The organism is Thermoleptolyngbya sp. PKUAC-SCTB121, assembly GCF_016919485.1.
Classification (GTDB): Bacteria; Cyanobacteriota; Cyanobacteriia; order Elainellales; family Elainellaceae; genus Thermoleptolyngbya; species Thermoleptolyngbya sichuanensis.
This window is the reverse complement of sequence record NZ_CP070366.1, coordinates 4,385,570-4,409,274: the sequence shown is the minus strand read 5'-3', so window position 1 is coordinate 4,409,274 and position 23,705 is coordinate 4,385,570. Positions and strand designations below refer to the sequence as shown.

At 56.0% G+C, this 23,705-nt stretch carries 18 protein-coding genes; 12 read left to right on the top strand and 6 right to left on the bottom strand.

Annotated elements, in window-relative coordinates; genetic code table 11:
* Positions 1–108: 108 nt before the first annotated feature.
* Positions 109–621 carry a hypothetical protein gene (locus JTM80_RS18070; RefSeq protein WP_172355173.1) on the bottom strand — a complete coding sequence of 171 codons (513 nt, stop codon included), beginning with the start codon at positions 619–621 and terminating at the stop codon, positions 109–111.
* 590 nt (positions 622–1,211) lie between these two features.
* Between JTM80_RS18070 and JTM80_RS18065 the strand changes: the two genes are divergently transcribed.
* The 7 genes from JTM80_RS18065 to lysS all read left to right on the top strand — a co-directional run bounded on the left by JTM80_RS18065 (position 1,212) and on the right by lysS (position 9,143).
* Positions 1,212–2,272 (top strand): ISKra4 family transposase gene (locus tag JTM80_RS18065; RefSeq protein WP_205369998.1). Its coding sequence is split into 2 segments (ribosomal slippage): positions 1,212–1,368 and positions 1,368–2,272, totalling 1,062 coding nucleotides; the frame shifts between segments, so codons are not numbered across the junction.
* A gap of 125 nt (positions 2,273–2,397) precedes the next feature.
* Positions 2,398–2,889 (top strand): CDP-diacylglycerol--glycerol-3-phosphate 3-phosphatidyltransferase, encoded by a 492-nt coding sequence (pgsA, locus tag JTM80_RS18060; RefSeq protein WP_205369996.1) that lies wholly within the window; start codon positions 2,398–2,400, stop codon positions 2,887–2,889.
* A 124-nt stretch (positions 2,890–3,013) separates the two neighbouring features.
* The gene (locus JTM80_RS18055) at positions 3,014–4,996 is read left to right on the top strand and encodes a DUF3685 domain-containing protein (RefSeq protein ID WP_172355177.1); all 1,983 of its coding nucleotides are present in this window, start codon (positions 3,014–3,016) and stop codon (positions 4,994–4,996) included.
* A gap of 69 nt (positions 4,997–5,065) precedes the next feature.
* A complete protein-coding gene (locus JTM80_RS18050) occupies positions 5,066–5,659 on the top strand; it encodes a hypothetical protein (protein WP_172355179.1) in 594 nt (197 codons plus the stop codon).
* Positions 5,660–5,816: 157 nt separating this feature from the next.
* A complete protein-coding gene (locus JTM80_RS18045; RefSeq protein ID WP_172358875.1) occupies positions 5,817–6,398 on the top strand; it encodes a thylakoid membrane photosystem I accumulation factor in 582 nt (193 codons plus the stop codon).
* Between the two features lie 348 nt (positions 6,399–6,746).
* The gene (locus tag JTM80_RS18040) at positions 6,747–7,553 is read left to right on the top strand and encodes an ABC transporter permease (protein WP_205371462.1); all 807 of its coding nucleotides are present in this window, start codon (positions 6,747–6,749) and stop codon (positions 7,551–7,553) included.
* Positions 7,554–7,634: 81 nt separating this feature from the next.
* Complete coding sequence (gene lysS, locus JTM80_RS18035; protein ID WP_205369994.1) at positions 7,635–9,143, top strand: lysine--tRNA ligase; 1,509 nt, start codon at positions 7,635–7,637, stop codon at positions 9,141–9,143.
* A gap of 42 nt (positions 9,144–9,185) precedes the next feature.
* Here the strand turns inward: lysS and dps are convergent, their stop codons facing one another.
* Both dps and JTM80_RS18025 read right to left on the bottom strand, forming a co-directional pair.
* On the bottom strand, positions 9,186–9,782 hold the full coding sequence (gene dps, locus JTM80_RS18030; RefSeq protein WP_172355185.1) for a DNA starvation/stationary phase protection protein Dps: 597 nt from the start codon (positions 9,780–9,782) through the stop codon (positions 9,186–9,188).
* Between the two features lie 204 nt (positions 9,783–9,986).
* Complete coding sequence (locus tag JTM80_RS18025) at positions 9,987–10,220, bottom strand: hypothetical protein (protein WP_172355187.1); 234 nt, start codon at positions 10,218–10,220, stop codon at positions 9,987–9,989.
* A gap of 341 nt (positions 10,221–10,561) precedes the next feature.
* Here JTM80_RS18025 and JTM80_RS18020 point away from each other — a divergent pair, with 341 nt between their 5' ends.
* The 5 genes from JTM80_RS18020 (at position 10,562) to JTM80_RS18000 (ending at position 21,541) form a co-directional block, all read left to right on the top strand.
* Positions 10,562–12,709: an NAD(P)/FAD-dependent oxidoreductase gene (locus JTM80_RS18020; protein WP_225906675.1), complete on the top strand. Its 2,148-nt coding sequence runs from the start codon at positions 10,562–10,564 to the stop codon at positions 12,707–12,709.
* 1,257 nt (positions 12,710–13,966) lie between these two features.
* The gene (gene hpsA, locus JTM80_RS18015) at positions 13,967–18,889 is read left to right on the top strand and encodes a hormogonium polysaccharide biosynthesis protein HpsA (protein WP_172355189.1); all 4,923 of its coding nucleotides are present in this window, start codon (positions 13,967–13,969) and stop codon (positions 18,887–18,889) included.
* 17 nt (positions 18,890–18,906) lie between these two features.
* Complete coding sequence (locus JTM80_RS18010) at positions 18,907–19,710, top strand: type II secretion system protein (protein WP_172355191.1); 804 nt, start codon at positions 18,907–18,909, stop codon at positions 19,708–19,710.
* A gap of 188 nt (positions 19,711–19,898) precedes the next feature.
* Entirely contained in the window at positions 19,899–20,909 is a 1,011-nt protein-coding gene (locus tag JTM80_RS18005; RefSeq protein ID WP_172355193.1) for a PilW family protein, read from the top strand.
* 68 nt (positions 20,910–20,977) lie between these two features.
* Positions 20,978–21,541 carry a Tfp pilus assembly protein FimT/FimU gene (locus tag JTM80_RS18000; RefSeq protein ID WP_172355195.1) on the top strand — a complete coding sequence of 188 codons (564 nt, stop codon included), beginning with the start codon at positions 20,978–20,980 and terminating at the stop codon, positions 21,539–21,541.
* 16 nt (positions 21,542–21,557) lie between these two features.
* Here JTM80_RS18000 and JTM80_RS17995 read toward each other — a convergent pair whose 3' ends face one another.
* The 3 genes from JTM80_RS17995 to thyX form a co-directional block, all read right to left on the bottom strand.
* Complete coding sequence (locus JTM80_RS17995; RefSeq protein WP_205369992.1) at positions 21,558–22,238, bottom strand: HAS-barrel domain-containing protein; 681 nt, start codon at positions 22,236–22,238, stop codon at positions 21,558–21,560.
* 205 nt (positions 22,239–22,443) lie between these two features.
* Positions 22,444–22,641, bottom strand: coding sequence for an NAD(P)H dehydrogenase subunit NdhS (locus JTM80_RS17990; RefSeq protein WP_068516242.1), 198 nt, complete (start codon positions 22,639–22,641; stop codon positions 22,444–22,446).
* 204 nt (positions 22,642–22,845) lie between these two features.
* Entirely contained in the window at positions 22,846–23,571 is a 726-nt protein-coding gene (gene thyX, locus JTM80_RS17985) for an FAD-dependent thymidylate synthase (protein ID WP_172355202.1), read from the bottom strand.
* Positions 23,572–23,705 lie beyond the last annotated feature (134 nt).

Genomic DNA, 23,705 nt, shown 5'->3' with positions numbered 1-23,705 from the left:
TCAGATCCTCTTGAGAATAGCTACGAAAAAACAAGGTTTCCAGGCTCCTAAAATTCTCAATCAGGCAATTAATCGAGGTGCCCGGAAATTAATTGAGGTGCCCTACAGCTAATTCGTACTGGATTTCTTCGCTACGTAACGATACTGCAAATCAACCCAGTTTCTTTCTGGCCATGTGATTAAAACTTGACCGCCTTCAATAGGTATCTTTACTCTCATATCTCTACTCTTGTCATAAAGAGTAATGAAATCTGAGTCTCGCGCAATCTCTTTGAAGGTATTAATCTCTTTACCAAACTCATTTTCTTCTTTCCAGACCACATCAGAAACACGAAAGAATGCCCTTGTTTTGCCATCTTCCTCATACTCGTACCTCTCTGAAGGGAATGGCGTTTTGGATACATTTTCTTTATTCTGTGGCTGATTCAGTTGTGGATTCGGAGATGACAAGCTCAAAGAGCTTTTTGTTTCGGGCACTGCTTCAAAAGGCAGTTTCTCCCAGATAGTGCTGCTGTCTTTAACGATAGTCGCTAAAGATGTGGTTACAACAGCTAAGGCTCCTAACAATCCGCCTACTTTAATTAAGACATTTGATTTCTGAACCAACTCTTTATCTGACATAGGTTGCACTCCTGGAAAGTAAGGGTTGGGCTAATAGCTTCTGAGAAAGCTACAAACACAAGGCTTTTGATTTCGGACAGATAATGTGCTAGCTTCCTGACACCTGACTGCCTGACAAATCGCGGGAAACCCTTAATTTCTCGTGGCAAGTATCAGTCTGAAGACCCCTTCAGCCAAGCCTTCCATCTCTAGCTCAAGGAGATTAGTTTCGGTTCTAAATCTCTAAATCAATGTATTTTCTGGGCTTTCGAGACTTATGTCAGGCAACCAGCTTATACACTTGCGATAAGTTCTTTGGGTTTTGGACGAGGGTGTATCCCACTTTTGTAACCCTCACCCTAAATTCCTCTCCCAAAGCGGGAGAAGGACTTCCAATCCGGCTCCCCTTCTCCTAAAAAGGGAGAAGGGGCTGGGGGATGAGGGCAAACTTGCACAACCCAGCTATATCAGGAAGAATCTATGATTCCCAATCAGAAGAAACTACGATTCCACAGGGTGCATCCCAGTTATGCAATGAGTAGAAGTGCTTAGTGCAGATTAAGGGCAGACGCCGTAGGCTCAGAGCAGTTGCTCTAAGGATAGTTGAAGCGATGGATGCCACCAAGGAAGCCCAAATCAAAGCCCATGCACTGGCGTTAGCGGAGTTGCTTTACGACGAGACAGACCCTGAACAAGTCAAAACATTGGCCGGGATCGAAGTCGCCGTTCGTGACCACCCACTGGAGTATGTGGGGCCTGAGATCGGAAATTTTTTATCTGCACAAGCAGCGGCACAAGCTCTGGGCGAAAGCGGCACATCCAGAGTATCGTCGGACGCTTAAGTCTGAGTCAGCGCCAGAGCCAGCGGTTTAAGGTCAAGGCCCGCACCCAGTGGAGTCCTCAGGTTGAGACGTGCTGCTTGCTGCTGAGTGCCAACGAAGCCTATGCGCGAGCTGCCGACGATATCGCTGTGCTCACCGGGGTGTGCGTGTCAGGGAGTACCCAGCAACGGCTGGTGCATCGTCAAGACCTAGAGCCACCAGCGGTGGACAGCGGGGTTAAGGAAATGAGCTTAGACGGGGGCAAAGTCCGTCTGCGGACTCCTCAGGGGCAGCCCTGCCAGTGGCGCGATTACAAGGGGGTAAACCTGCATCAGTGCAGCATTAGCGCCTTCTACAAAGACAACGACAGCTTGGTCAACTGGCTCAACCAGCAGCCCTTAGCGCATCCCCTCGTTTGTCTTGGGGATGGTCACGACGGCATCTGGAACCTGTTTTCACAGATCGGGCATCGCAGCGAGCGCCTTGAGATCTTGGACTGGTACCACCTGATGGAGAATTTGGGTAACGTGGGTGGGTCTCAACAGCGTCTTGATGCCGTCGAAGCCTGCTTGTGGCAAGGGGATGTGGATGGGGCGGTTAGGCTATTCGACGACTGGTCCCATGAGCGGGTAGACCAGTTTATCGGCTATCTGGCTAAGCATCGGCTCCGTATCGTTAACTACAGCTACTACCAAGCTGAGGGGATTTCAATTGGCTCGGGTGCCGTGGAGTCGACTATCAAGCAAATTGGTAGGCGGGTGAAAATTTCAGGCGCTCAGTGGAAGGAAGACAACGTTCCACAAGTCCTTCGCCATCGCTGCGCTTATCTCAATGGTCAATTCTCATCCTGAGTCTTGTAAGACTGGGATGCACCCATTCCACAGCTTCTCGTCGCAGTGGCTCCGATGTCTGTTGGCACTTTTGTGAAAGACTGACACTTGTTGAAGTTACTCCGTCAGTCATTCCCTGCATCACCATGAACCTCCCCACCTGGATCACCGTTTCTCGGCTGCTGGGCGTGCCGCTGCTGTTGGTGCTGCTGCAAAATCCTACCGAGCGATCGCGCTGGATTGCCCTGGCGATTTTTCTGGTTGCGGCGGGAACCGACTGGCTAGACGGCTATCTGGCCCGCAAGCTGAACCAGGTAACGGATTTGGGCAAATTTCTCGATCCGCTGGTAGACAAGCTGCTGGTGCTGGCTCCGCTGCTGATGCTAATCCAGCTTGGGCAGGTTCCTGCCTGGGCGGTGTTTCTGATTTTGGCGCGAGAACTGGCGATCGCCGGGTGGCGGGTCAGCCAACCCACGATTTCTGGCGCGAACCTTTGGGGCAAGCTGAAAACCGTCAGCCAGATTGCGGCGATCGCCCTCCTAATCTGTCCGCCGACGATGGATACCCCCGCAGCGGCGATCGCCTTTTGGCTGTCCGTCGGGCTGACGCTGGTGTCTGGCGCAATTTATGTGCGGTGAGGGCTTGAGAGAGCGGATGAGCCTTAATCCCGAACTTGTCTCTGCCGAACTGAAACTCGGTAGGGCGATCGCCTAAACTATGCCTTAAAGTTTATTAAGCTTCCCCCATCCTCTCGCCCCGCCCATGACCTCGCGCTCTGCCGATGTGTTTTTCACCCGCCCGCTCCAGCTTGCGTTGATTAGCGACGATGCGGTGTTTCGCGGTGGGTTGCGGCTGTGGTTGGAGCAGTTTCCTGAGTTTCGCGTGGGGATTGAGTCTGGCAGTGGAGAAGACGCGCCGTTGCTGATTCGCACGCGCTTGGACACGGGCACAAGCCAGGGCGAAACGGTGGATCTGGTGCTGCTGGACTTGGAACTGGGGCGCACGAATCCAGCGCGAGTGCAGGGATTGGCGCTGTGTCAGCAGTTGCGGGCGATGTTTCCGCAAATCCCGGTGCTGGTGCTGGGTTCCACAGCGGAGCCGATTTTGGTGGATGCGGTGCGGCGGGCGGGGGCGCAGGGCTTTTGCCTGAAGGGGGCGGAACCCGGGGCGATCGCCAAATGCCTGCGGCAAGTGGCCGCGGGGGAACCCTACTGGATGGCCTCCTCTGGGCTGGCGGGTGGTGGCGCAACGGCGGCTCGCGGGCCGGTGCTGTCGCGTCGCGTGTCCCAAGCCAGCTATCTAAAGCGGACGCTGCGCCAGTCGGGGCTAGAGCAAATCGATCAGGCGATCGCCCTGATCACTGCCCAACTCCGCAGTCGTCGCCTGTCCTTTTTGCAGCGACAGGTATTGTTGGGGCGCAGGCGAGAGCTACGGGCGGCTCGGTGGATTGTGCTGCGGATGCTGGCCACGCCGGAACTGCTGGAAACCGTCTCGGAGCCTTCGCTGCCCACGGTTCCTACCCCCCTGGATGCTGTGTCTCCAGACCCCGTGCCCAGCCTCAGCGTCCCTGCCACACCAGCGGCGATTCGCGAAGCGACCCCTACGGGAATCGCCCGTCCAGCATCTTCGTCGCGCCCTGGCCGCCCCCAGCCTGTATCTGGTGCGTCTGTGGGTCAATCGGTTCCTGAGGGAAATCGCCCCACGGCTTTGGCAGCCACACCCCAGCCCGCGCTGACTACGGCCACGGCCCAAGCCTCTCGTGAAATGCGGGCAGTTCTATTTAACCGGGTGCTGGCAACGCTGGAAGGCAATCTGGACAACCTCACCGATTTGCCCCTGGAAACAGACATTTTGCGGAGCGATCGCAAGCGCGAGTTGTTTGGACTGGTGCTACGCAAGCTAGACGACCTGCTGGATGACCTGCGGGTGGCCGAAGTACCAGAGCAGCGATTGTCAGACATGCAGCCCCAACTGCTGGCGGATTTGTGGCAGGCGACGACGGTGGAGTTTTTTGGTCGCTATCGCACGCTGGCGCTGTCGGGTCAGGAGGTGGAAATTGCGCCCTACCTGCTGGCCGACCAGGCAATTGTGCAGGCGGATATTCTCAGCAAGATTCCGCTATTCAGCGACCTGTTGGCGCACTTGCTGGTGCAGGCTCCGCTGGTGATCGACGGTGTGCCCTACGCAGCCGGAAATCCCGAAGCGGTGCGGCGGGCTGGGCTGCTGCTCAGCCACACGATGATTCAGATTGCCAACGCTGTCGTGCAGCCGTTGCTCAATCGCTTTGCCGATGTAGAAGACATCAAGCAGTCGTTTTATGACCGTCGGCTGCTGTCGAGTCGGGGCATTGAGCGGTTTCGCAATGACCTGTCTTGGCGCTATCGGATGCAGCGCTATTTTGCAGAACCGAAGGATATTTTTGAAAGTCAATACCGTCTGTTTGTGCTGCGGCTGCGGGGCATTGAGCAGGAATCAATCTACGCGCCCCGCCGCGACGAGCTAGAACAACTGTCGGGCCTGCCCTATGCGGTCACGCTGGCTCTGGAAACGCGGGATGCGATCGCCCCTCGGCTGCGTTCGGTTATCTCTGTGCTGGGCAGCGGCGTGATTTACGTGCTGACGGAGGTGATCGGGCGCGGCATCGGGCTGATCGGGCGCGGCATCATCAAAGGCGTGAACAACGTTGTGCAGGATGGGCGCTATGATCGCCAAGAGCGACGGTATGGACGGAGCCGGGGACGCTAGCTTGGCGAGTTTAAGCGAGATGAGGACATAACGCATTTGAAAGATATTCCAAGATGGGTAAAAGGAAGCGTGCCGCTGGCGTTGCTGGGCGGGCTGGCGATCGCCGCAACCCTGGTTCCTGCGCCCACCCCTTCAGAACAAGAGCCGCAGCCAGAGGAAATCGTGCTGACGCTGCCGCCGCCCCCAGCGAATTTACCGTTGCCGACCCAGGCTCGGCTGATTTCCGAGGACGGGCAGATTGCGATAACGCTACCGTCGGGTTGGGTCAAAGACGACGAACTGAACGATCGCGCCCAGTTGGAAGCGTCGAACCGGGCAGAGCAGATGTATCTGATCGTGCTGACTCAGCCCAAGGCAGAGTTTCGCGGAATGCAGCGCGAGACCTATGCAGAAATCACGCGCGGCTACCTGACGCGGCGACTGGAAAAATCCGAAGTCAGTGGCCCCACGCCCGTTTCCCAGGTGGGCGGCAACCCGGCCGTGCAGTATCAGGTGCGCGGCTCGCTCAACAACATTGACGTGCTGTATCTGCATACGGTGGTGGAAACGCCGACCCGCTTTGCCCAGATCCTCGCCTGGACACCGCCTGCTGATTTCGAGAAAAATCAGCCGACGCTGCAACAGGTAATCCAGAGCTTTCAAGAACAGCAGTCCGGTGGGTAAGCATGGCGATCGCGCTCCAAATGCATCACCCCGGACACGCCACGCCCCCGCCGCAGCGTCACGGAACGTCACTCGATGTCACAATAGGACAGGATATTTCGGGACGTTAAAAGACGTTAAACGTGCGATGGGTTTTAGAAGCGGTTTGAAAAACATAATGATGCATCCGGCGATCGCTCAACTTCGGAAGCTTGTGTGGGCAAAGCGATCGCTCTTGCTCGTTCTGGTGTTGGCTAGTATGCTGCTGGGCGGCAATCCGGCGATCGCCAGCCTCACAGATGATCACTACGACGGCAACATCTTTCCGCTCTACGCAGGCAACGGCTCCCTAGTGCCGCCCAGCCTCAAGCTGTCTGACTCGCTCCGCACCCATACGCCCGCTATCCTGGTGCTATACGTAGACGACAGCGCCGACTGCAAGCAGTTTGCCCCCGTCATTTCCCAACTCGATGCCTTCTACGGGCGCGCCGCCGACATCCTGCCCATCAGCATCGACTCCATTCCTGTCAAAGACCAATATGACCCCAGCGAACCTGGCTATTACCTAACGGGCTATGCGCCCCAAACAGTCGTGTTCGACAAGGCAGGCAAGGTCGTGCTGAATGAATCGGGAGTCATTCCCTACGAGCGCATTGACGACGTGCTGCGGGAAGTCTTCGACCTGCTGCCGCGCTCAGAATCCGTCGAGCTAAAGCGCCGAATCGTCAACGAAATCAACACTGAGCTGGTTCCTCAGTAGCTAAGACGGGCACAGAAGGCGAATAGCAGCCTGCCGTCGCTGCCCTGACGAGAAGCACGATTGGCTCCCGAACCTCCTGATCAAATTGCTGAAAGCGCTACAGCGGCTCGGATTGACAAACCAAAATCGCCAATCCAAAATCGCCAAACCAAAATCGCCAATCCAACATCCAAAATCAGCAGGACTTACGCACTTGCAATAAGCTTTCTGAATTTTGGACAATTTCTGGTGGGCGCAGCCTGCGAGAAATTGTTCAACTGCATAAGTCCTAATCAGATCGGAAAGTCCTAAGAAATGTAAAATTTAGGGGTAACATTTACCCACGCTGCCGTGACCGCGCAACCTTCGCTGGAATTTGGGCAAATTCGCAAAACGTCTCTTATCAGTAACATCCTGCAAGATGCACTGACCGTCTTTTGGGGCGATTGGCTTGACTTGCGAGTCCGAATCGCCCAGGTCGCCGCATCGGGCTTGGTTTCGCCGCTGATCTACATTCTCGCCTTTGGGCTGGGGCTGGGCAGCGCCCTCGACTCGGCGATGAAGCCTCCCGTCGGCAATACCTACCTAGACTTCATCCTGCCGGGAATGGTCGCCCTGTCCTCCATGACCATCAGCTTCGGCGGCACGACATTTTCCATCTGCGGCGAGCGGCTCTATAGCAAAACCTTTGAAGAAATCCTGCTGCTGCCTGTGCATCCCCTGGCGCTGTTCCTGGGCAAGATGATGGCGGGCGTGCTGCGGGGGCTGATGACCTCGGCTTCAGTGATTCTGATTGCGCTGCTGTTTACCCGCAACCTGGGCTTCATCAGTCCGCTGTTTTTGCTGGTGCTGGTGCTGAACTGCGCCGTGTTTTCTGGGCTGGGCGTGATTGTGGGGCTGAATGTGAAGTCGCTGGAGGGTGTGGGGCTGTTGAATAATTTTCTGATTGTGCCCATGTCGTTTCTGGGCGCGACTTTTTTTGACCCGCAAACCCTGCCTGCAATCCTCAAATTTATCGTTTACCTGCTGCCGCTGACCTACACAAGCACTGGACTCCGCGCTGCCGCCTATCTGCCGCTGAGCCAGTTTCCCTGGTACAGTATTCCAGTGCTGCTGACGGTGGCGATCGCCCTCTCTGCCGTCGGCGCATACCAGTTCTCCCACCAGCGAGACTAGCGCCCAGAAGCCCCAGGCTGGACACTGAGTCCCCTTTAACCCGATACATCTCTAAACTTCTAATCTAATCTTCTGAATCTAATGTCGTCCGACGATCTCCGCGCTGCCCGCCTCGAAAAAGCCACCCAACTCCGCGAACTAGGCTTCAATCCCTACGGCTATCGCTGGGATGTCACGCACCACGCTGCGGAGTTGCAGGAGAAATATGCGGATCTGGCGGCAGGGCAAGAGGTAGAGGTCGTCGTGTCGGTGGCGGGGCGCGTGATGAATCGTCGCGTCTTTGGCAAACTGGCTTTTTTCACGCTGCAAGACGAAACGGGCACCATTCAGCTTTATCTCGACAAAAAGACCATCGAAGCGGGCATGGCAGACCTCGACCCGCAGGCGTTTGACCATCTGAAAACGTTGACCGATGCGGGGGATATCCTGGGCGCAACGGGCACCATCAAACGCACCGAGAAGGGCGAGTTGTCGATTAACGTGCAGCGCTATTCCATCCTCACCAAGTCGCTGCAACCCCTGCCCGACAAGTGGCACGGGCTGACGGATGTGGAAAAGCGCTACCGTCAGCGCTATGTGGATTTGATCGTAAATCCAGAGGTGCGGGAGACATTTCGACGGCGATCGCTCATCACCACTGCCATCCGTCGCTTTCTCACCGACCGGGGCTTTATCGAAATTGAAACACCCGTGCTGCAATCGGAGGCGGGGGGAGCCGAAGCGCGGCCGTTCATTACCTACCACAACACGCTGGAGATGGATTTGTATCTCCGCATTGCCACCGAGTTGCATCTGAAGCGGCTGGTGGTGGGCGGCTTTGAGAAGGTGTTTGAAATCGGGCGCATCTTCCGCAACGAAGGCGTTTCGACCCGGCACAACCCGGAATTCACCTCCATCGAGGTATACCAGGCCTACGGCGATTACGAGCAGATGATGACGCTGACGGAGGAGATGATCGTCGCCGCTGCCAAGTCAGTTCTCGATGATTTGAAAATCACCTACCAGGGACAAGCCATTGACCTGACCCCGCCCTGGCGCAGAGTCACGATGCACGAGCTAGTGCAGGAACACACGGGGCTGGATTTTACCCAGTTCACGACGCTGGAGGAGGCAAAAGAAGGGGCGATCGCCGCTGGTCTCAAAGATTTAGACAAGTGCGACTCGATCGGTCGCCTGCTGATAGAAGCCTTTGAGCAAAAGGTCGAGGCGACACTGATTCAGCCCACCTTTGTTACAGATTACCCAGTCGAGAACTCACCCCTGGCTAAGGCGCACCGCAGCAAACCCGGTCTGGTGGAGCGATTCGAGCTATTCATCGTAGGGCGCGAAACGGCAAATGGCTACTCTGAGCTAACCGATCCGGTGGATCAGCGTCAGCGCCTCGAAGCCCAGGCGGCTCGCAAGGCCGCAGGCGACCTGGAAGCCCACGGTGTAGACGAAGACTTTCTGATGGCGCTGGAGTATGGGCTGCCACCCACGATGGGCATGGGCACAGGCATCGACCGCCTTGTCATGCTGCTGACTGATTCTGCCAGTATCCGCGACGTGATTGCCTTCCCCCTGCTAAAGCCGGAGGCAAGAGAGGAGTAATGGAGGAGTAATGGGCAAGTTAAGACTCATCCGAACAGTTGCTCACTTTGCCCGTTTCGCCGTTTTCTTGGCTTTCGGTTCTGCGACTTCGGACACAGCGGCGGCCACCCCTTCCTCCACCGAAGTTTGTAGGTGCGCTTCTAGGAACCAAAGGCGCTTGTCGATATCCCGCGAGATCTCGGTGTATAGGTCAGCCGTATCGGCATCACCCAGGTCATCGGTCGCGTCGATGGACTCGCGCACCAGCTTTCCATAGGCAGCATAGCGCTCTGCCAAAGCGATGACGTGATCTTTGCCGTCCAAAATGTCGAAGGGATACTCTGGCAGAATAGACTGAGATGCCGCAGTGCGAGCAGTCCCAACGGCTAGCCCGCCCAGCGCCGTGACGCGCTCTGCCACCATGTCCACATACTCTTCTAGCTCCGAAGCCATCTCGTCGAATAGCTGGTGCAGTTGGTAGAACTGTAATCCCTTGACGTTCCAGTGAGCCTGCTTGACCTGGGTTTTCAAATCCAGCGTCGAGGCAAGGGAGTGGTTCAAAATAGCAATGACTTTTGTGCGAAGTTCGGAGGAAAGGTCAATCCGGGTTGCGTAAAGCGGTTGGCTTTTGCCATTTGTGCTGCGACCGTTGCTGCCCATGAGCCTGCATCCTGGCTAGAGGTTCAAGCACTCAGCATAGCGTATTCCCTCTGGTTACAAACAGAATGTTGTTACAAACAGGATGTTGTTACAAACAGGGGTTACGAACAGAGCTTGTAAACAGCCTGTAAAACAAAATGCTTCTGCACAACAGAATGATTATTACGTAAAGCACAGGGTCGATAAACGACGCACCTCTGGGCGCTAGGCAAGCTGATCCCACGCCTGCGAGACGATATCGCTGAGCCAACGCCGCAAATCGGCATCCAGCAGGCGATCGTCCGCCATAACCTCGGCGGTGAGATCTTGCAGCGTTTGTCCCTGCGATCGCGCGACGTAGATGACTCCGGCGATCGCCGCGGCAATCAGCTCATCGTCTACGGGCTGCTGGCGGAGGGCAACGACTTCTTGAGAACTACTCGGAATGGGATAATTCATAGTCAGGCAGAAATGCCCCAGGTAATCACAAGACACGCTCTCAGGCTTGAAGTTCTCAGGCTTGAGGTTCTCAGACTTGAGGTTCTCAGAGCTTACAAGCTGGATGACGTGAAGCCTTAAATGGCCGGCAGGTCAAAAGGTAAAATGAGAAGTCTTAAACTTTCTTCAAGCGTTCTGATTGTATTGGTGAAGTGTAGCGCAATTTTCAATTCTGTCAACTCTGCCTCCTTAATGAACTTGCCCAGTGAATTCGCCCAATGAACTTGCCCAGTGAATTCGCCCAGTGAGCTTGTCCAGTGAGCTTGCCCAGTGAATTCGCCAGCCGTTATCAACGTCATCGGATGAAAGATTCTTTAACAGAGCTACTTTACTTAGAGGTGCCTACGCCTGACCTGGATGCCGTGCGTCGCTGGCTTCAGCACCAGTTTCAGCCCGCCGTCGGCAATACCTCTGCTACCCCCGATGGTTTCCTGATCACGGCGGAAACTGTCGCCAGAAGCGGTTCCAGCGGCAACTTGGGAGATGACTTCCTCGACGCGCCAGTGCTGTCTGGGTTTGTCTGGTCGGTGCAGCGCACAACGTATCTCAAGGTGTTTCGCTGGGGCGATCGCCCCTTTCCTGACGAGAGCACCGTTTTGCAGCAGTTGACCCAGGCGCTCCGGGCCCAGTTTCCCCAGCGCTACCCCGCGCCGCCGCAGGTTGACCTGTCTCATCAATCTATCTTTGAGGCCCTAGCGCCCTACTATCCCCAGACGGTGAAATACTTTCAGCGCATTCCGAACGGGGAGTACGACTTGAACCGGGTCTACTGGTGGGAACAGCGCTGGCGCGAGAGCGTGCGAAATCCCCAGCAGCCCAAGCAGGTTGTGTTTGCGGTGGAAGCAGTCGAAGCGGTCGAAGCGGTCGCAGATACAGGGACGCAACCTGCCTACGACCTGATTTACATCGGCGGAGCGCTGGGCATTATTCATGCGGCGGTGATGGCGCGACGCGGCTATCGGGTGCTGCTGGTCGAGCGGCTGCCCTTTGGCCGGATGAACCGCGAGTGGAATATTTCGCGGGCCGAGTTTCAAAGCCTGATTGACCTGGAACTGTTCACACCTGCGGAGTTTGAGAGCGTAATTGCGCGGGAGTATATAGACGGCTTCAGCAAGTTCTTTGATGCCAACAATCCGCCCCAGGCAAAAGCGCCCGTGCTGCATACGCCAACGGTTTTGAATGTGGGTATTGATGCAGAAAAGCTGCTAAAGATCTGTGGCGACAAGCTGCGGACGGCGGGCGGCGAGATCTGGGATGAAACCGAGTTTGAGCGCGTGGACGTTGCGCTTGGTGGCGTGACGGTTTATGTAAAGCAGTTGCCAACGGGCACATCCCGCACGGCGACTGGGCGGCTGCTGGTGGACGCAATGGGCACGGCTTCCCCCATTGCGTGGCAACTGAATGGCGATCGCACGTTTGACAGCGTATGTCCCACGGTGGGCGCGGTGGTCGAGCGCGGCTTTGAACCAGGCGTATGGGATGCCCGCTATGGCGATGTGCTGTTTAGCCACGGCGACATTTCCCGCGGGCGACAGTTGATTTGGGAACTGTTTCCGGGGCGCGGGGAAGAACTGACTTTCTATCTGTTCCACTACCACCAGGTGCATCCCGACAACCCCGGCTCTCTGCTGGAAATGTATGAGGATTTCTTCGCCATCCTGCCAGAGTATCGCCGCTGTGATCTGGATAAGCTGACCTGGCGTAAGGCTACGTTTGGCTACATTCCAGGACATTTCAGCGGGATCAAGAGCGATCGCCGCGTGGCCTTCGACCGCCTGATTGCCATTGGCGATGCGGCATCGCTCCAGTCGCCGCTGGTGTTCACGGGCTTTGGATCGCTCGTGCGAAACTTGCCCCGGCTCACGGACTTGCTCGACACTGCCCTGCGCCATGATCTGCTGCAAGCCCGCCATTTAGAGCAAATTCGCGCCTTCCAGAGCAACATCGCCGTCACCTGGCTATTTTCCAAAGGCATGATGGTGCCGACCGGGAAATGGGTCGCGCCGCAACGGGTCAACGCCATGCTCAACACGTTCTTTGGCATCCTGGCAGACGAAGATCCCCAAGTGAGCGATCGCTTTATCAAAGACCGTGCGGGTTGGGTGCCATTTAACCGCATGGCGCTTAAAGCAGCTCGCACTAATCCCGCACTGCTGCTGTGGATTTGGGAATTAGCAGGCCCGGCAGACCTGCTGCGCTGGGTCGGCAGCTATCTCAGCTTTACGCTAGCTGCACTCCTGAGCTGGCTGTTTCAATGGCTACCAGGGTTTGCCCGCCAGATCCAGCCCTGGCTTGAGCCGCGCTATCCGTCGCTGTGGCTATGGCTCCTTGCCCGGAGCTACGCACTCACCTATGGGATGGGGCAACCCCCGCCGCCTTCTAGCACTGCTGCGTCCGCATCCAGTGCCCTCCCGCTTTCTCTCAAAACGCCAGTGGAGCCGAGATCCTAGATACTGTTTCGGTAGTCAAGGGCATGTTTTGAAGCCCTTTGATCCCCCCTTAACCCCCCTTAAAAAAGGGGAGGAACCGAGCCGAACCGCTCCAGAAGTCTCCCTTATTAAAGGGGATTTAAGAGCTAATTTGTAAAGGAGCCTGAAAGCCTTGTTAATCAAGGATTTCCGAGAAACCGCTTTTCCTGGGCAAACATGACCTCAAAGCCACACATGCCAAGAGTTTCAGGCTTCTTAAGATTTGCTTCATAAATTAGCCTGACTGCCTGACACATCTCTGGAAACCCCTGATTTCTCGTAGGGGACGCTGGCCCAAAAGCTCCTCTGACCAAGCCCTCCGGCTCCAACTCAGGAGCTATGGGCTTCGATCCCAAGACAACGAATTTTCTGGGCTTTCGGGACTTGTGTCAGGCAACCAGTAAATTAGCTCTAAGGGGATCGACTCAAGGCAATCAACGACCTAGAAAGTTTTAAGACACTGCCTAGCAAGCTGAGCGGCTCTCAAATTTCCCTTCCCAGACTGATCGTTTTTTACCCTTAGGAGGGTACTCTTTTGCTTGCTAAGCTAGCTCAAATGCAGTCCCAAACCTCTTGCGAAAGGGAAATTGCGCGACCTGCATTTGGTATCTTGGCATTTTCAAAAGAAGTTTGAAACAAGTTCTGCTTCTGTTCCCTAAAGCCCACTAAACAAGCCTTACTTGCAAGCTCTACTCGTGCAGTTTCGCTTTGCAATTGGCTTGTGCAATCAGTGCAATTGACTTGTGCAAGCTGCCCAGACAAGTTTGGAGGTTTCTGCGGCCACATTCCTTAACACTGTTGATTTGATATATTAAACTCTGATATCACTGATGCCTGGTGTTATTCATAACTGGCTTTAGAGATCTGTACTGATGGTCATTCGTGCCTGCATTGGCAAATTTTCGTGTTTTCCCTGTTGATTTTGCGCGGTTCAATTGTTAACACTGTGGTTTCTTGAGTTGTTTTCTAAGCTACCGCTTTGGGCTTGGGGTGTGGTCAGGGGCGATCGCCCATTCAGCTTTTCCCAGCATCCAGCGTGTCCCCAGAGTCAGCGTCAGCGCTTCCTAGAGAGCGTGTCTCCCCCAGAGTGTTTCCCTGAATTGCTTCCCTCATCCGATTTCTCCACGGCAGCGTCTCTGTTCCTGTCGTCCTCGGCTTTAGGCGCAGTCAATCTCGTTTCGTAAATCCCAACGTTTATCTACCAACCCGTCCCACAAGGAAGGTAAGAGGAAGGCAGCTATGTCAACCCGCAAGTTCACCAGGGCCATCCACAGCGGCTTGAATCAGGTTCATCGTGCCGTCACCCAGCGCATCCAGCGAGGCATCCGGCGCAGTGTCCTCTGGCTATTTCACAACTGGCTCAGCTTAAATCGCGCTTCAGCCAAGGCTGGCTTTGTGTTGCCAACCACTATTCTGCTGCTGCTGGTGGTGCTGTTGACGGTTGGCTCGATTGGCTACCGCACCTACACGCGCACGGTGCAAACAATTGGAGAACGGCAGCAGCGCGTCGTTTATAACACCGCCACACCCACGATTGACCGTGCCAAGGCAAAGCTAGAGTATTTGTTTGACCCCCGCCGCGACCCCCGCTTCCCCAGTGGTATTCCATCGGAAACTTGGCTGCTGGGGATGATGCTAAACACAGGTACAGCCGTTCCTGGAACAACTGTCACCGTTCCTCGCCATCCTTCCAGTTTGGCGAATCCTACCTTTGACCCCTACACACTGCCGGGTGAAACGCGCATTGACCTGGACGGAGACGGCCTTGTGGACAATGCGTGGCGCTATCCAACCGACACCGATGGCGACGGCACGAATGACGCAACGGTTGCCTACTCAATTCTCTACAAAACCGACCTGAACAATATTCAAGACACCAGTGACACTGCGATTCGCGGCAGTGGCACAAACCCAGGGCGGGCACGTCGCCAAGAGGTTCGCAACGGCCCCCTGAGCAACAACAGTTCTCAAAATAACGCCTGCTCTACCGGAGCCGTCGCCGCAACTGCTGACGGTGTGGGACGGGGCTGGCTACCAGATGGCAACAATACCTCCTTGCTGCGGAAAAACTTCCAGGTTGACGTATATGTCCAGCCCAATACGCCCAACCGACCTGTGGCAGCGCTGGAGTTTCAGCAAGACCGCACAGTGGAGCAGGGCAACAAATGGGGAGCTTGGTTCCGCAATGACTTGGAGATCTTCCCTGGTCCTGCGTTTAACTGGAACGGCGCGATGCACTCCGAGGGCAACATCATCATTGGCAACGGTAGTTTCCGGAGCTACATGATTAGCTCTCGGTTTTCATGCCTCTACAGCGCCGATGCCTCGGAGGTGAGTACAGTGGAAACCAAAAACGCTGCGGGGCAAATCGATTTTCGAGGGCAATTCCTAGCTGCGAAGCTGAACAACAACAGCAGCCTTAATGACGACAACTCAACGTTTGAGCTTTATGAAGGCTATGGGATTAACCCCAGCAACGCAAACCTCACCCCAGGGACCCACTCGGTCAACTTGGGAAATAACACACCCGTAGACTACGCGCTAGACCCGGTTATCTTGCAGACTGAGGCTCGGTCTGCCTCACGGGGCTTGGCAAACCCCACGGCTTCGCGTCCTGGCTGGGCAGGTACAGTCCTCAATCGAAATGGTCAGGGACGATTGATTCAGCCGCCGCAGGAAAACCCGCCTTATGTGGATGATTCCTATCGCGCCGATGACCGCTATGGGCCCAAGCCGACCTATGGCGGACGCGAAGACGACCCGGCGACTTCAATCCCAGGTCTGATTGGGGAGCAAATTCCCACCACCCAAACTCGACTCGTCGGCAATACGCCCGGCGTTGGGCAGGATGAAAGTGCGGTGGGTCTAGATGGCTATTGGGAACGCCGCGCCCGCAATGAAGGAATGCGGATCATCGTCGGGCAGCGCTTGGAACTGGGGGATGCCGCAGGCTGGGGTGGCCCGTTCCCCAGAGACACGGCGATTCATGAACCCCTGAAGCCCTGGCCAGGTTGCTTGACGAACAATGCAAACCGTTGTAATGAAGCTCGGCAGCGGCGATCGCTCTACGACAGCCTTCCCGCTGTACAGGGGGCCGCGATCTACCATCGGAACGCAGCAGAAACCTCCGCCGACCGCGATCGCCCTGCGGCCTGTCTTGCCCTCACGGTTCACCCTGGCACGGCAGGCACGCTCGACCGCAGCGCCACCTTCGAGAATCTGGCGCTCAATATAGAAGCCGGATTCTCAGCGCCGTATAACACCCCAGGTTCAGTTATTTCTGACTTTTTGCGGGGACGTGGAACCAATGGCTGGGAATACAACCTCCCGCCTGCCAATGCATTCAGTGCGCTAAATACGCCAACCATGCTGGCGCTGCAAAACCTAGCCAACTTTGCGGGCGATCCGCGCGGCGGCGCACCATCCTTCACGCCTGTTCAAGATCAGCAGGTTCACCCCTACCCCTGGTTCTCGATGTGGGGCGACTTCTCAATCCTGCGTCGGGTCATTGCTCGGATGGCAGCAGGTACGTCCTTCGCGAACCTCAGCCCAGCAGATAAGTCTACGCTGTATACCTCTGCCTGCACGATGGGGATGCTGGCCTATCAGCTGGACTATTTGGAAAAATTTGATCCGAATGCGGCGGGAGTACCTCTGGGGAATGCCTATGCAACTCAGGCAGAAGAAAACACGGCCTTCACCAATCCAGCCTTGTCTGCCCAGTTCTACGCAGGGCTTCGGGGTGTCATTCGCGCCCTCGATCGCGGAGTCAGCCCCTTTGGCCCGCTTTCGGCAGCCAATAGCAACGACTTTGGCATCATGGTGAAGGATCGAGGTGCTATTGAACGTCCGCGATCGCCCGAAACCATCATTGCCCTGATGCAGCAGTGGCGCGATCAGATTGTTGCATCTGGAACGCCTTACAGCTTCCCCAATGGCGGCGGAACCCTGACGGCTGACCAGATGAACAACTACATCCGACTGGCTCAGATGATTATTTCCAAAGAGCAGGTCGCGCGCGATCGCCAGTGGGGTTTCTTTGGTTACGATAACCTGGCTGACTCGGCGGAAACCTACGCTTCCCGTGCGCCTGGAGGAGCGGTGCAGGTTGCAGGCTTCTATGGCGATGGCAAAACTTGCCGCGAGATGTGGGCCAACAATGGTGTCAACTCTGGTGATTCCATCAAGTATCTCTGCTCTAATCGCCCCTTCTATCCTTCGCTCTACAACCTGTTTCCCACGCTGGGGGGTGCGCTGGATACCGGCACAGGCGCTCACCCGGATGCCGCAGGCCCACTGGCCAACGGTGGCGGCACTGTTGCCCGTGACCAGGCTGATGCGGCAAACGATGCCTATCTGCTAGCTCGCAATGCCAGTGTCACCTATCAGCCGGTGCGTCCGGAAGCAGTGCGCCTGCTGCCTCGTCCTGCTGCAAGCTGGGTGCTGCCGTTTGAAAACCTGACGGCGGCTCCTGCGGGCAGCACGGCCGAATCAACGCCAAACAACAACCGCGACACTCTGATTAAGGTTTGTATCACAGAGAATTGCTCTCGCTATAGCTTGGGAGGTAGCCCCACCAACGGCACTTTCCGCCGCGTTGGCTTCAAAGATGCTGCCTTGATGAACGGCCGTGAACTGCTCAGCGTGCGCGTGCTAGACGTGAATCTGGATTTGCTGCGTCGGGCTACAAACGGACTGACGAGCGATCGCTGGCTACCTGTCACAGGGATTGTCTACGCCTTCCGCGAAGATGCTGTCTCTGAAGCAACGATTGTCCGTCCATCTCCGGCAGACTGGCCAAGCTGCGACTCTGAACAGAACCTACGAACAGACGCAACTTGTCGGATGAACACAGGGAATGTGGATGCGTTCAGATCAACTGACCCGCCTTTAAATGAAAACAACGGTGTGACGCCGAAACCGGTGGACTACTACCCCGACCCGGATCGTCGTCCAAACGGGTTCCGTCTCAAGAACGGCTCTCGGCTTGATCGTCCCGGAGATAACGGGCGTGGCTTGTCCTTTATCTCTGATAACCCAGTTTACATCCAGGGCAACTTCAACCTGCACCAAAATGCTGCTGGAACTGAACTTCAAGAGTTTACGAACCTGTTGACTTACGACGCACAGCAGCGATACGCCAACTTCCACAACCGCACCCTGGCTCAAATTGATACCAACTTTGCCCGTGCCGGGGATTTGTGGCGACCCAGCGAGGTTCTGGCAGACGCGATCACGATTCTGTCAGATAACTCCTGCGACGGCAGTATGCAGGATGTCTTCTTGACCGTTGGGGTCGGGCAAGCTGCAACCTTGGCTGATGCGCGCAATGGTGCAAGAGTGGGTGCAACCTCTGCTCGATACGGCTGTCAGGGAAATGGCAATCGCACGACCTATCTAAATTTCTCGCGCCCCAGCGATGCAGGACCTGCCTCTGCTGCGTTTGCCACGGGCACGACTGCTGCCGCACCAAATACGCTCGACGTTGTTCGAGATCAGAACGGTAACCCGACCGCACGCTGGATGCGAACCAATTACGCGGACAGCATGTTCAGAACGCTGGCAACAGCGACGCTAAAGCCCCAAGAAGGTGACTCTCCCATCATTGTTCATCCGCAGGGAGTCCCTCTCCGTGCTGTTCTGGGGGTCACTGCGAACCCTCGCTACCTGGGAGCCTACTATCCAATTACGGATAACCGTCCTCTGATTCCAGCGTTGCCAAATACGCGGGTGAATTCCATCATCATCAGTGGTCTAGTTCCCTCTCGCGCAAACCAGTCCTACGGCGGATTGCACAACTTCCCTCGATTTAATGAGGACTGGACAAACAACTCGCCCCTGTTCATTTCGGGTTCGCTACTCCAACTGAGCTTTAGTCAGCAAGCGACGGCTCCCTTTGACCAGGATGCTTGGGAAGTAGGGACAAACCCAGTGGTCAATGAGGCAATTCGCTATTACGTGCCGCCGCTGCGACGCTGGGGGTATGACGTGGGTCTACAGCTTGCGCCAGCGGGGCCAATCGCCCAGCGATTTGTCACCGTTCGCTCAATCCGCAGCGAGTTCTACAGCGAACCGCCTGCCAATGACCCTTATATTCAGCAGCTTTGCGGCGCAATTCAGGGCGCGTTGCCCGCTGCTAACCGTCGTCCGTGTCCTGCGTAATTGAGAGGTCAATCACCATGAAATTCTCAACTGCGAACTCTCCAACGCTCGACTCTGAGAGAACAAATGCAACGAGCCGCGTTTTTGCCAAGGCGTTGAGCCAGTGCGTCCGACGGCTTCAGTCCTTGTCCGGCTCGAACCGCTCGTCCGAGGCAGGCGTGACTTTGCTGGAATGTCTGGTCGGCATCGCGATTATTGCCGTAACCGCGACGCTGATCTTGCCGCCGTTGTTCATTGCGTCTGCCTCGCGGGCGCAGAACCGTCGCGCTGAGCAGGCGTTTCAGATTGCCCAAGACGAGATCGATCGCATCCAGGCGCTGGTTGCCAGCGGCCGACACAATGCCACAAATCTGCCTACCTCAGCAGGGGCATTCACAAACGGCGCAAACGTTGGCCCGCCAACAGGGGTTGCGGGTGTGCGGAAATGCGTCAATACGGGCTTAGCCAATCAATACACTGGCACGGGGGTAGGCGTACTCCAGGCTATCCCGATAGACATCGACGGCATTACGGTGAACGGCGACCCCTGTGCGCCTGAGTTTTATATGCAGGTATTTCGTAGCGTCAGCCCAAATGACACCGCTCCCGGCGGCACAAGGCAAAACAGCTTCATTCTGGGCGTTCGTGTCTACTCAGCAATTGCTCGAGACAACTTTGGCAGCATGACGACTCCGGTACAGCCTGCGGCGCTCAACATCACCTCTGGCACGGGCAGTCAGCGAGTACGTCCGCTGGTGGCGCTGTATCCGCGCATGACCTGGAGCGATCAGGGGACGACGCTTTGTCAGCTTCACCAGCAGGGCGGCACGCCTTGTCCCTGATGCATGGCATGGCTCACTGCAAGGGCTACTTTGGGAGATGTGAACCTGGTGATGAGATTTGGCTAGTTCATCGAGTCGATTAATCCGTCTACTGAATTGAAGGTGAATCGAAGTTTACGTGAATGCCGCGCGACTTATCGCGAACATCCGGCAAGTATCTGGAGAACATCTTGAGAAGAGCAGCGACTATGGCTAAAACGGGGATGGGGGATCGTCTGGCAGCAGGGATTAGGGAGTTGTTGAAGCGGCGGCGAAGTTCTCCAGGGGCTTCGACAGCAGGTTTCACGATCTCAGAACTGCTCGTTGTCGCGATTATCAGCAGCATTATCGTTTCGGGGCTGATGTATCTGGTGGTAGAGTTGCTGACCGCTGATCAGCGCGAGGCATCTCGCTCGGAAACCCAGCGAGAAATGCAGCAAGCCCTGGATTACATTTCTGCGGAACTGCGCGAGGCGACGTTTGTCTATCGAGGACGCTGTTTGGGCACGGGTATCGCGGCCAATCCGGCTGCTGTGCCTCCGGAGCCGGGCTGCCCTGGATTGCAAAATGCGCTGAATGGCGTACTGCCTGCCAATAGCACACCCGTTATCGGCTTTTGGAAGCAAGATCCCCTGCCCAACGCGCTGCGGGAGCGCTGCCGAACCACCCAGGTTGTGGCAGGCAATTATCCAGTGCCCTGCGTTACGGGTAGTTCCTACTCTCTGATTGTGTATGCACTGACGACGAGCAACACAGGAATTTGGCGGGGGCGGGCGCGAATTGTGCGGTATGTGCTGCCGGAGTTTACAGGTTCGGGTGCGAACTGGAGTAAAACAGGGGGCTATACGGCTCCAGCCAGTGGCGCGTTTGCTTCGTGGCAGCCTGCTACTGGAGAAGCACTTGGGGGCAATTGGGCCGTTCTGGTGGATTTTGTGGATGACGGGCAAGCGGCGAATGCGCTGGGTGTGCCTGCGCCGAACTGTCCAACTGGATACAACATTTCTCCAGAAACGGCGGCTACAACCTACCGGGGCGGGCTGTATGCCTGTGTGACGAATGAAACGTTGACTAGCCAATTCCGAGACGTTTCGCTGTTTATTCGGGGGAATGCCTTCGGGCGACCAGGCATTAATTCAGACCGCGAGTTTACAACGACATTGCAAACGCGCGTGTTGGGTCGTGCTGTGCTGGAGCGGAATCCGTCTGGTGCGGGGCCCTAGCGCAAGGTTTGTTCTGCTTTCTCAGTTCGGTTCAGTGTGAGCGGTATCCCAGTCTCAGGAGGCGCGTGATGAATTGGTTTTTGCAGCGGTCTTTTGGGCGATCGCCCTCAGCCCAGGTTGGATTAGATAAACCCGATAAATCTGATAATCAAGCAGCAGCAGGGTTTACTCTGACCGAAGTCATCGTGGTGGTGGTGCTGATATCTGTTTTGGCGGCGATCGCAGCTCCGAGTTGGGTGGCCCTGCTGAATCGTCAGCGATTGGGCAACGCCACTAATGACGTGCTGCAAGCTCTCCGTCAGGCGCAGGACGAAGCCATTCGGACGCGCTATCCTCAGCAGGTGACCCTGAATACAGGGGCAAACCCGACCATTAATGTGTTGAGCGAAGTCCGGAGGATTGGCCAGGGTAGCGTGGGGATGACGGTTACCTCTACTGCTGCAACTACCATTACGTTTGGGATTACGGGTGGTCCCATTGCTGGCCCTCAGGACATTACGCCTGCCACCAACTTGCCGATTGTGATTACGCTGTCGGTGCCCGCGACCGGAGGGGTACGGCGTTGTGTGGTAATTGAGACGCTATTGGGCGCAATGCGGACGGCCAATCAGGGCGAAAATGTCTGCTCTTAATGAGCCTGTCATCCCGTTACTCTGCGGGTTGCAGATAGATCTGGCTGAGGATAATCCGCAGGCGATCGTAGTCGTCTTTTAAGATTTGGCTGAGGCTGCGGCCGGCTTGCACCAGCCAGGGGCGATCGCCCTTTCGCAGTTGGTAAATATCGCGGATGGCGGCGGCGATCAGCGCTTCGACGGGGGCATTGCTCACTTGCAGCAGCGTCCGCAAAAAGTCGAACTGTTCGCTGAAGTGGATGATTTCTGCTGGCGTGCAGGCATAGACCGCTTGGTGAATCTGGGGCGGGCGTGGCGGCAAGTGCTGATAGACCGTCTCGCTGAGGCGGGTCTTGCCATTGCGACCGGAAGCGCGGGGACGAAAGCCAACGATCGCCGCCCGAAACTCCGTTTTCAGCATGGCAAAGATTTGCGGCTGCTGCTCTCGCAGGTCGGCGAGCGACAGGCCTAGCGCCCGCGCTCGGTGGACAGAATCGATGGGACTGGTGGTGGCGTGATAGACCACCGCATAGATTTGGTTGCCCGATTCTTCGTCGCTGGACTTGACCCAACTGCCGAAGGGCGGCATCGCGGCAAAGTTCAAATCATCTGGCTCCAGGCATTGGGCCAGAAACTCCGTGGTAGCAGTTTCGATGACTTCGGCCAGGTAATCGGGCGATCGCGTTTGGTGAGCAGCATCCGGCAGCGGCAGGCGCATCGGTCAACCATCCAGGGTTCAGGCATGAACGAACGTTCTGAACTTAAGTTTCAAACTTGAATCCAGAATCTTTCTCATTCATACCGCAACTAGCGTACAAATGCACTTTTTTGGGCGAGTTTGTACAAGTTTGTCCAGGATTTGAGCAGCGTCCGCCTCATTATCTGAACTGTTTCTGTGCAAAATCCTATCTAGAACGTTGCGCCTATTTCCCTTTTTTGCGGCCTGCTGTTGCGTCTACGAGCTCCAGTTCCGACAGGCGGAAGGTGATGAGCTTGTCCCAGTTTCCGCCTTCAAACAGCACTGCTGCTTTGCCGTCGCTGATGCGCTGCACCAAGCCTTGAAAGCCATAGTAAGTGTCATCCACATTTGTTACGCGAACCGCAGAACCTGGCAAAATCAGCATCGTAAAAAATCCCCAGTCAAACGCGATACAGTGGGCAAACTGCCAACGATTAGGAAACGGTTAGGAACCATGAGGCAACCGTTAGACACCCGTTAGCAGTTTACGGCGGATACTCTTCAAGTGAACCATCTGATACTCAGGGTAAAGGATTCTGTCCCTCAAACGTAGTTTGAAATCGTAATCGTTGCGATTAGGAAATCCTCAGGGTGAGAGCTTGGCTTTGCCCCAGCGGTTGGTTTTGTACCAGTGGGCGATCGCCGGAACCCAGGCTTCAAAATGGGGCCAGACCAGTTCGCAGAGCTGGCGAATTTCGAGTTGGGCATCGGCTTTGGAGCGCAGGTCGAGCAGATGACAGAGCGATCGCACGTTGAAGCTCATGACCCAGTGCTGGCGCGTGTCCATCGGCAGTAGCCCCGCAGCATGTTCTTCGGAATAGCCTGCATCTATCTTGCGGGCGTAGTGCTGGAGCATTTGGGTGGCCAGAGCCATGTCGGCCTGGCGATCGCCCTCGGTGTAGGTGTAGCGCTTGCCCTGGCGATCGCGATACTCACCAACCGGACGAAAATACACGAGCGATTCCAGGTCTTCTACGGTAGGATTTTGGGCAAACTCGCAAAACCGGACGCTGGTATAGCGGAGGCTTTGTACCGAAAAATGCACGCCGACGCGGTGGCGGGTAATTTGCTGCATTGTGCGATGATTAAACCCGATGACGTTCAGCGAAATCTGCGGCGCTTCAAACGGACTCCAGTGGCCGCGATCGCCCGCCAGCAGGTGCTTCACGGCATATTCCCCAGCTTTTTCTTCGTCGGGCGCGGGGTCATCGATGGCCGGGCCCTCGCAAACGCATTGGTGAGCCGACCGCCAGATGAGGCGCTGGGGGTTGGGGGTTTGCTCCAGCAGCTCGATCCGAAAATATTTATCCATGAGCGCGTGTATGCTTGATCAAAACTGCATTATAGGCGATCGCACTAGGCTGCTCAGGGGCGTTCCCCGTCAAGATTTAAGCTTTGTCTGGGTGCTGCTTGATTAACCCAAAAGATGGTTTTAGCCCTTTTAGG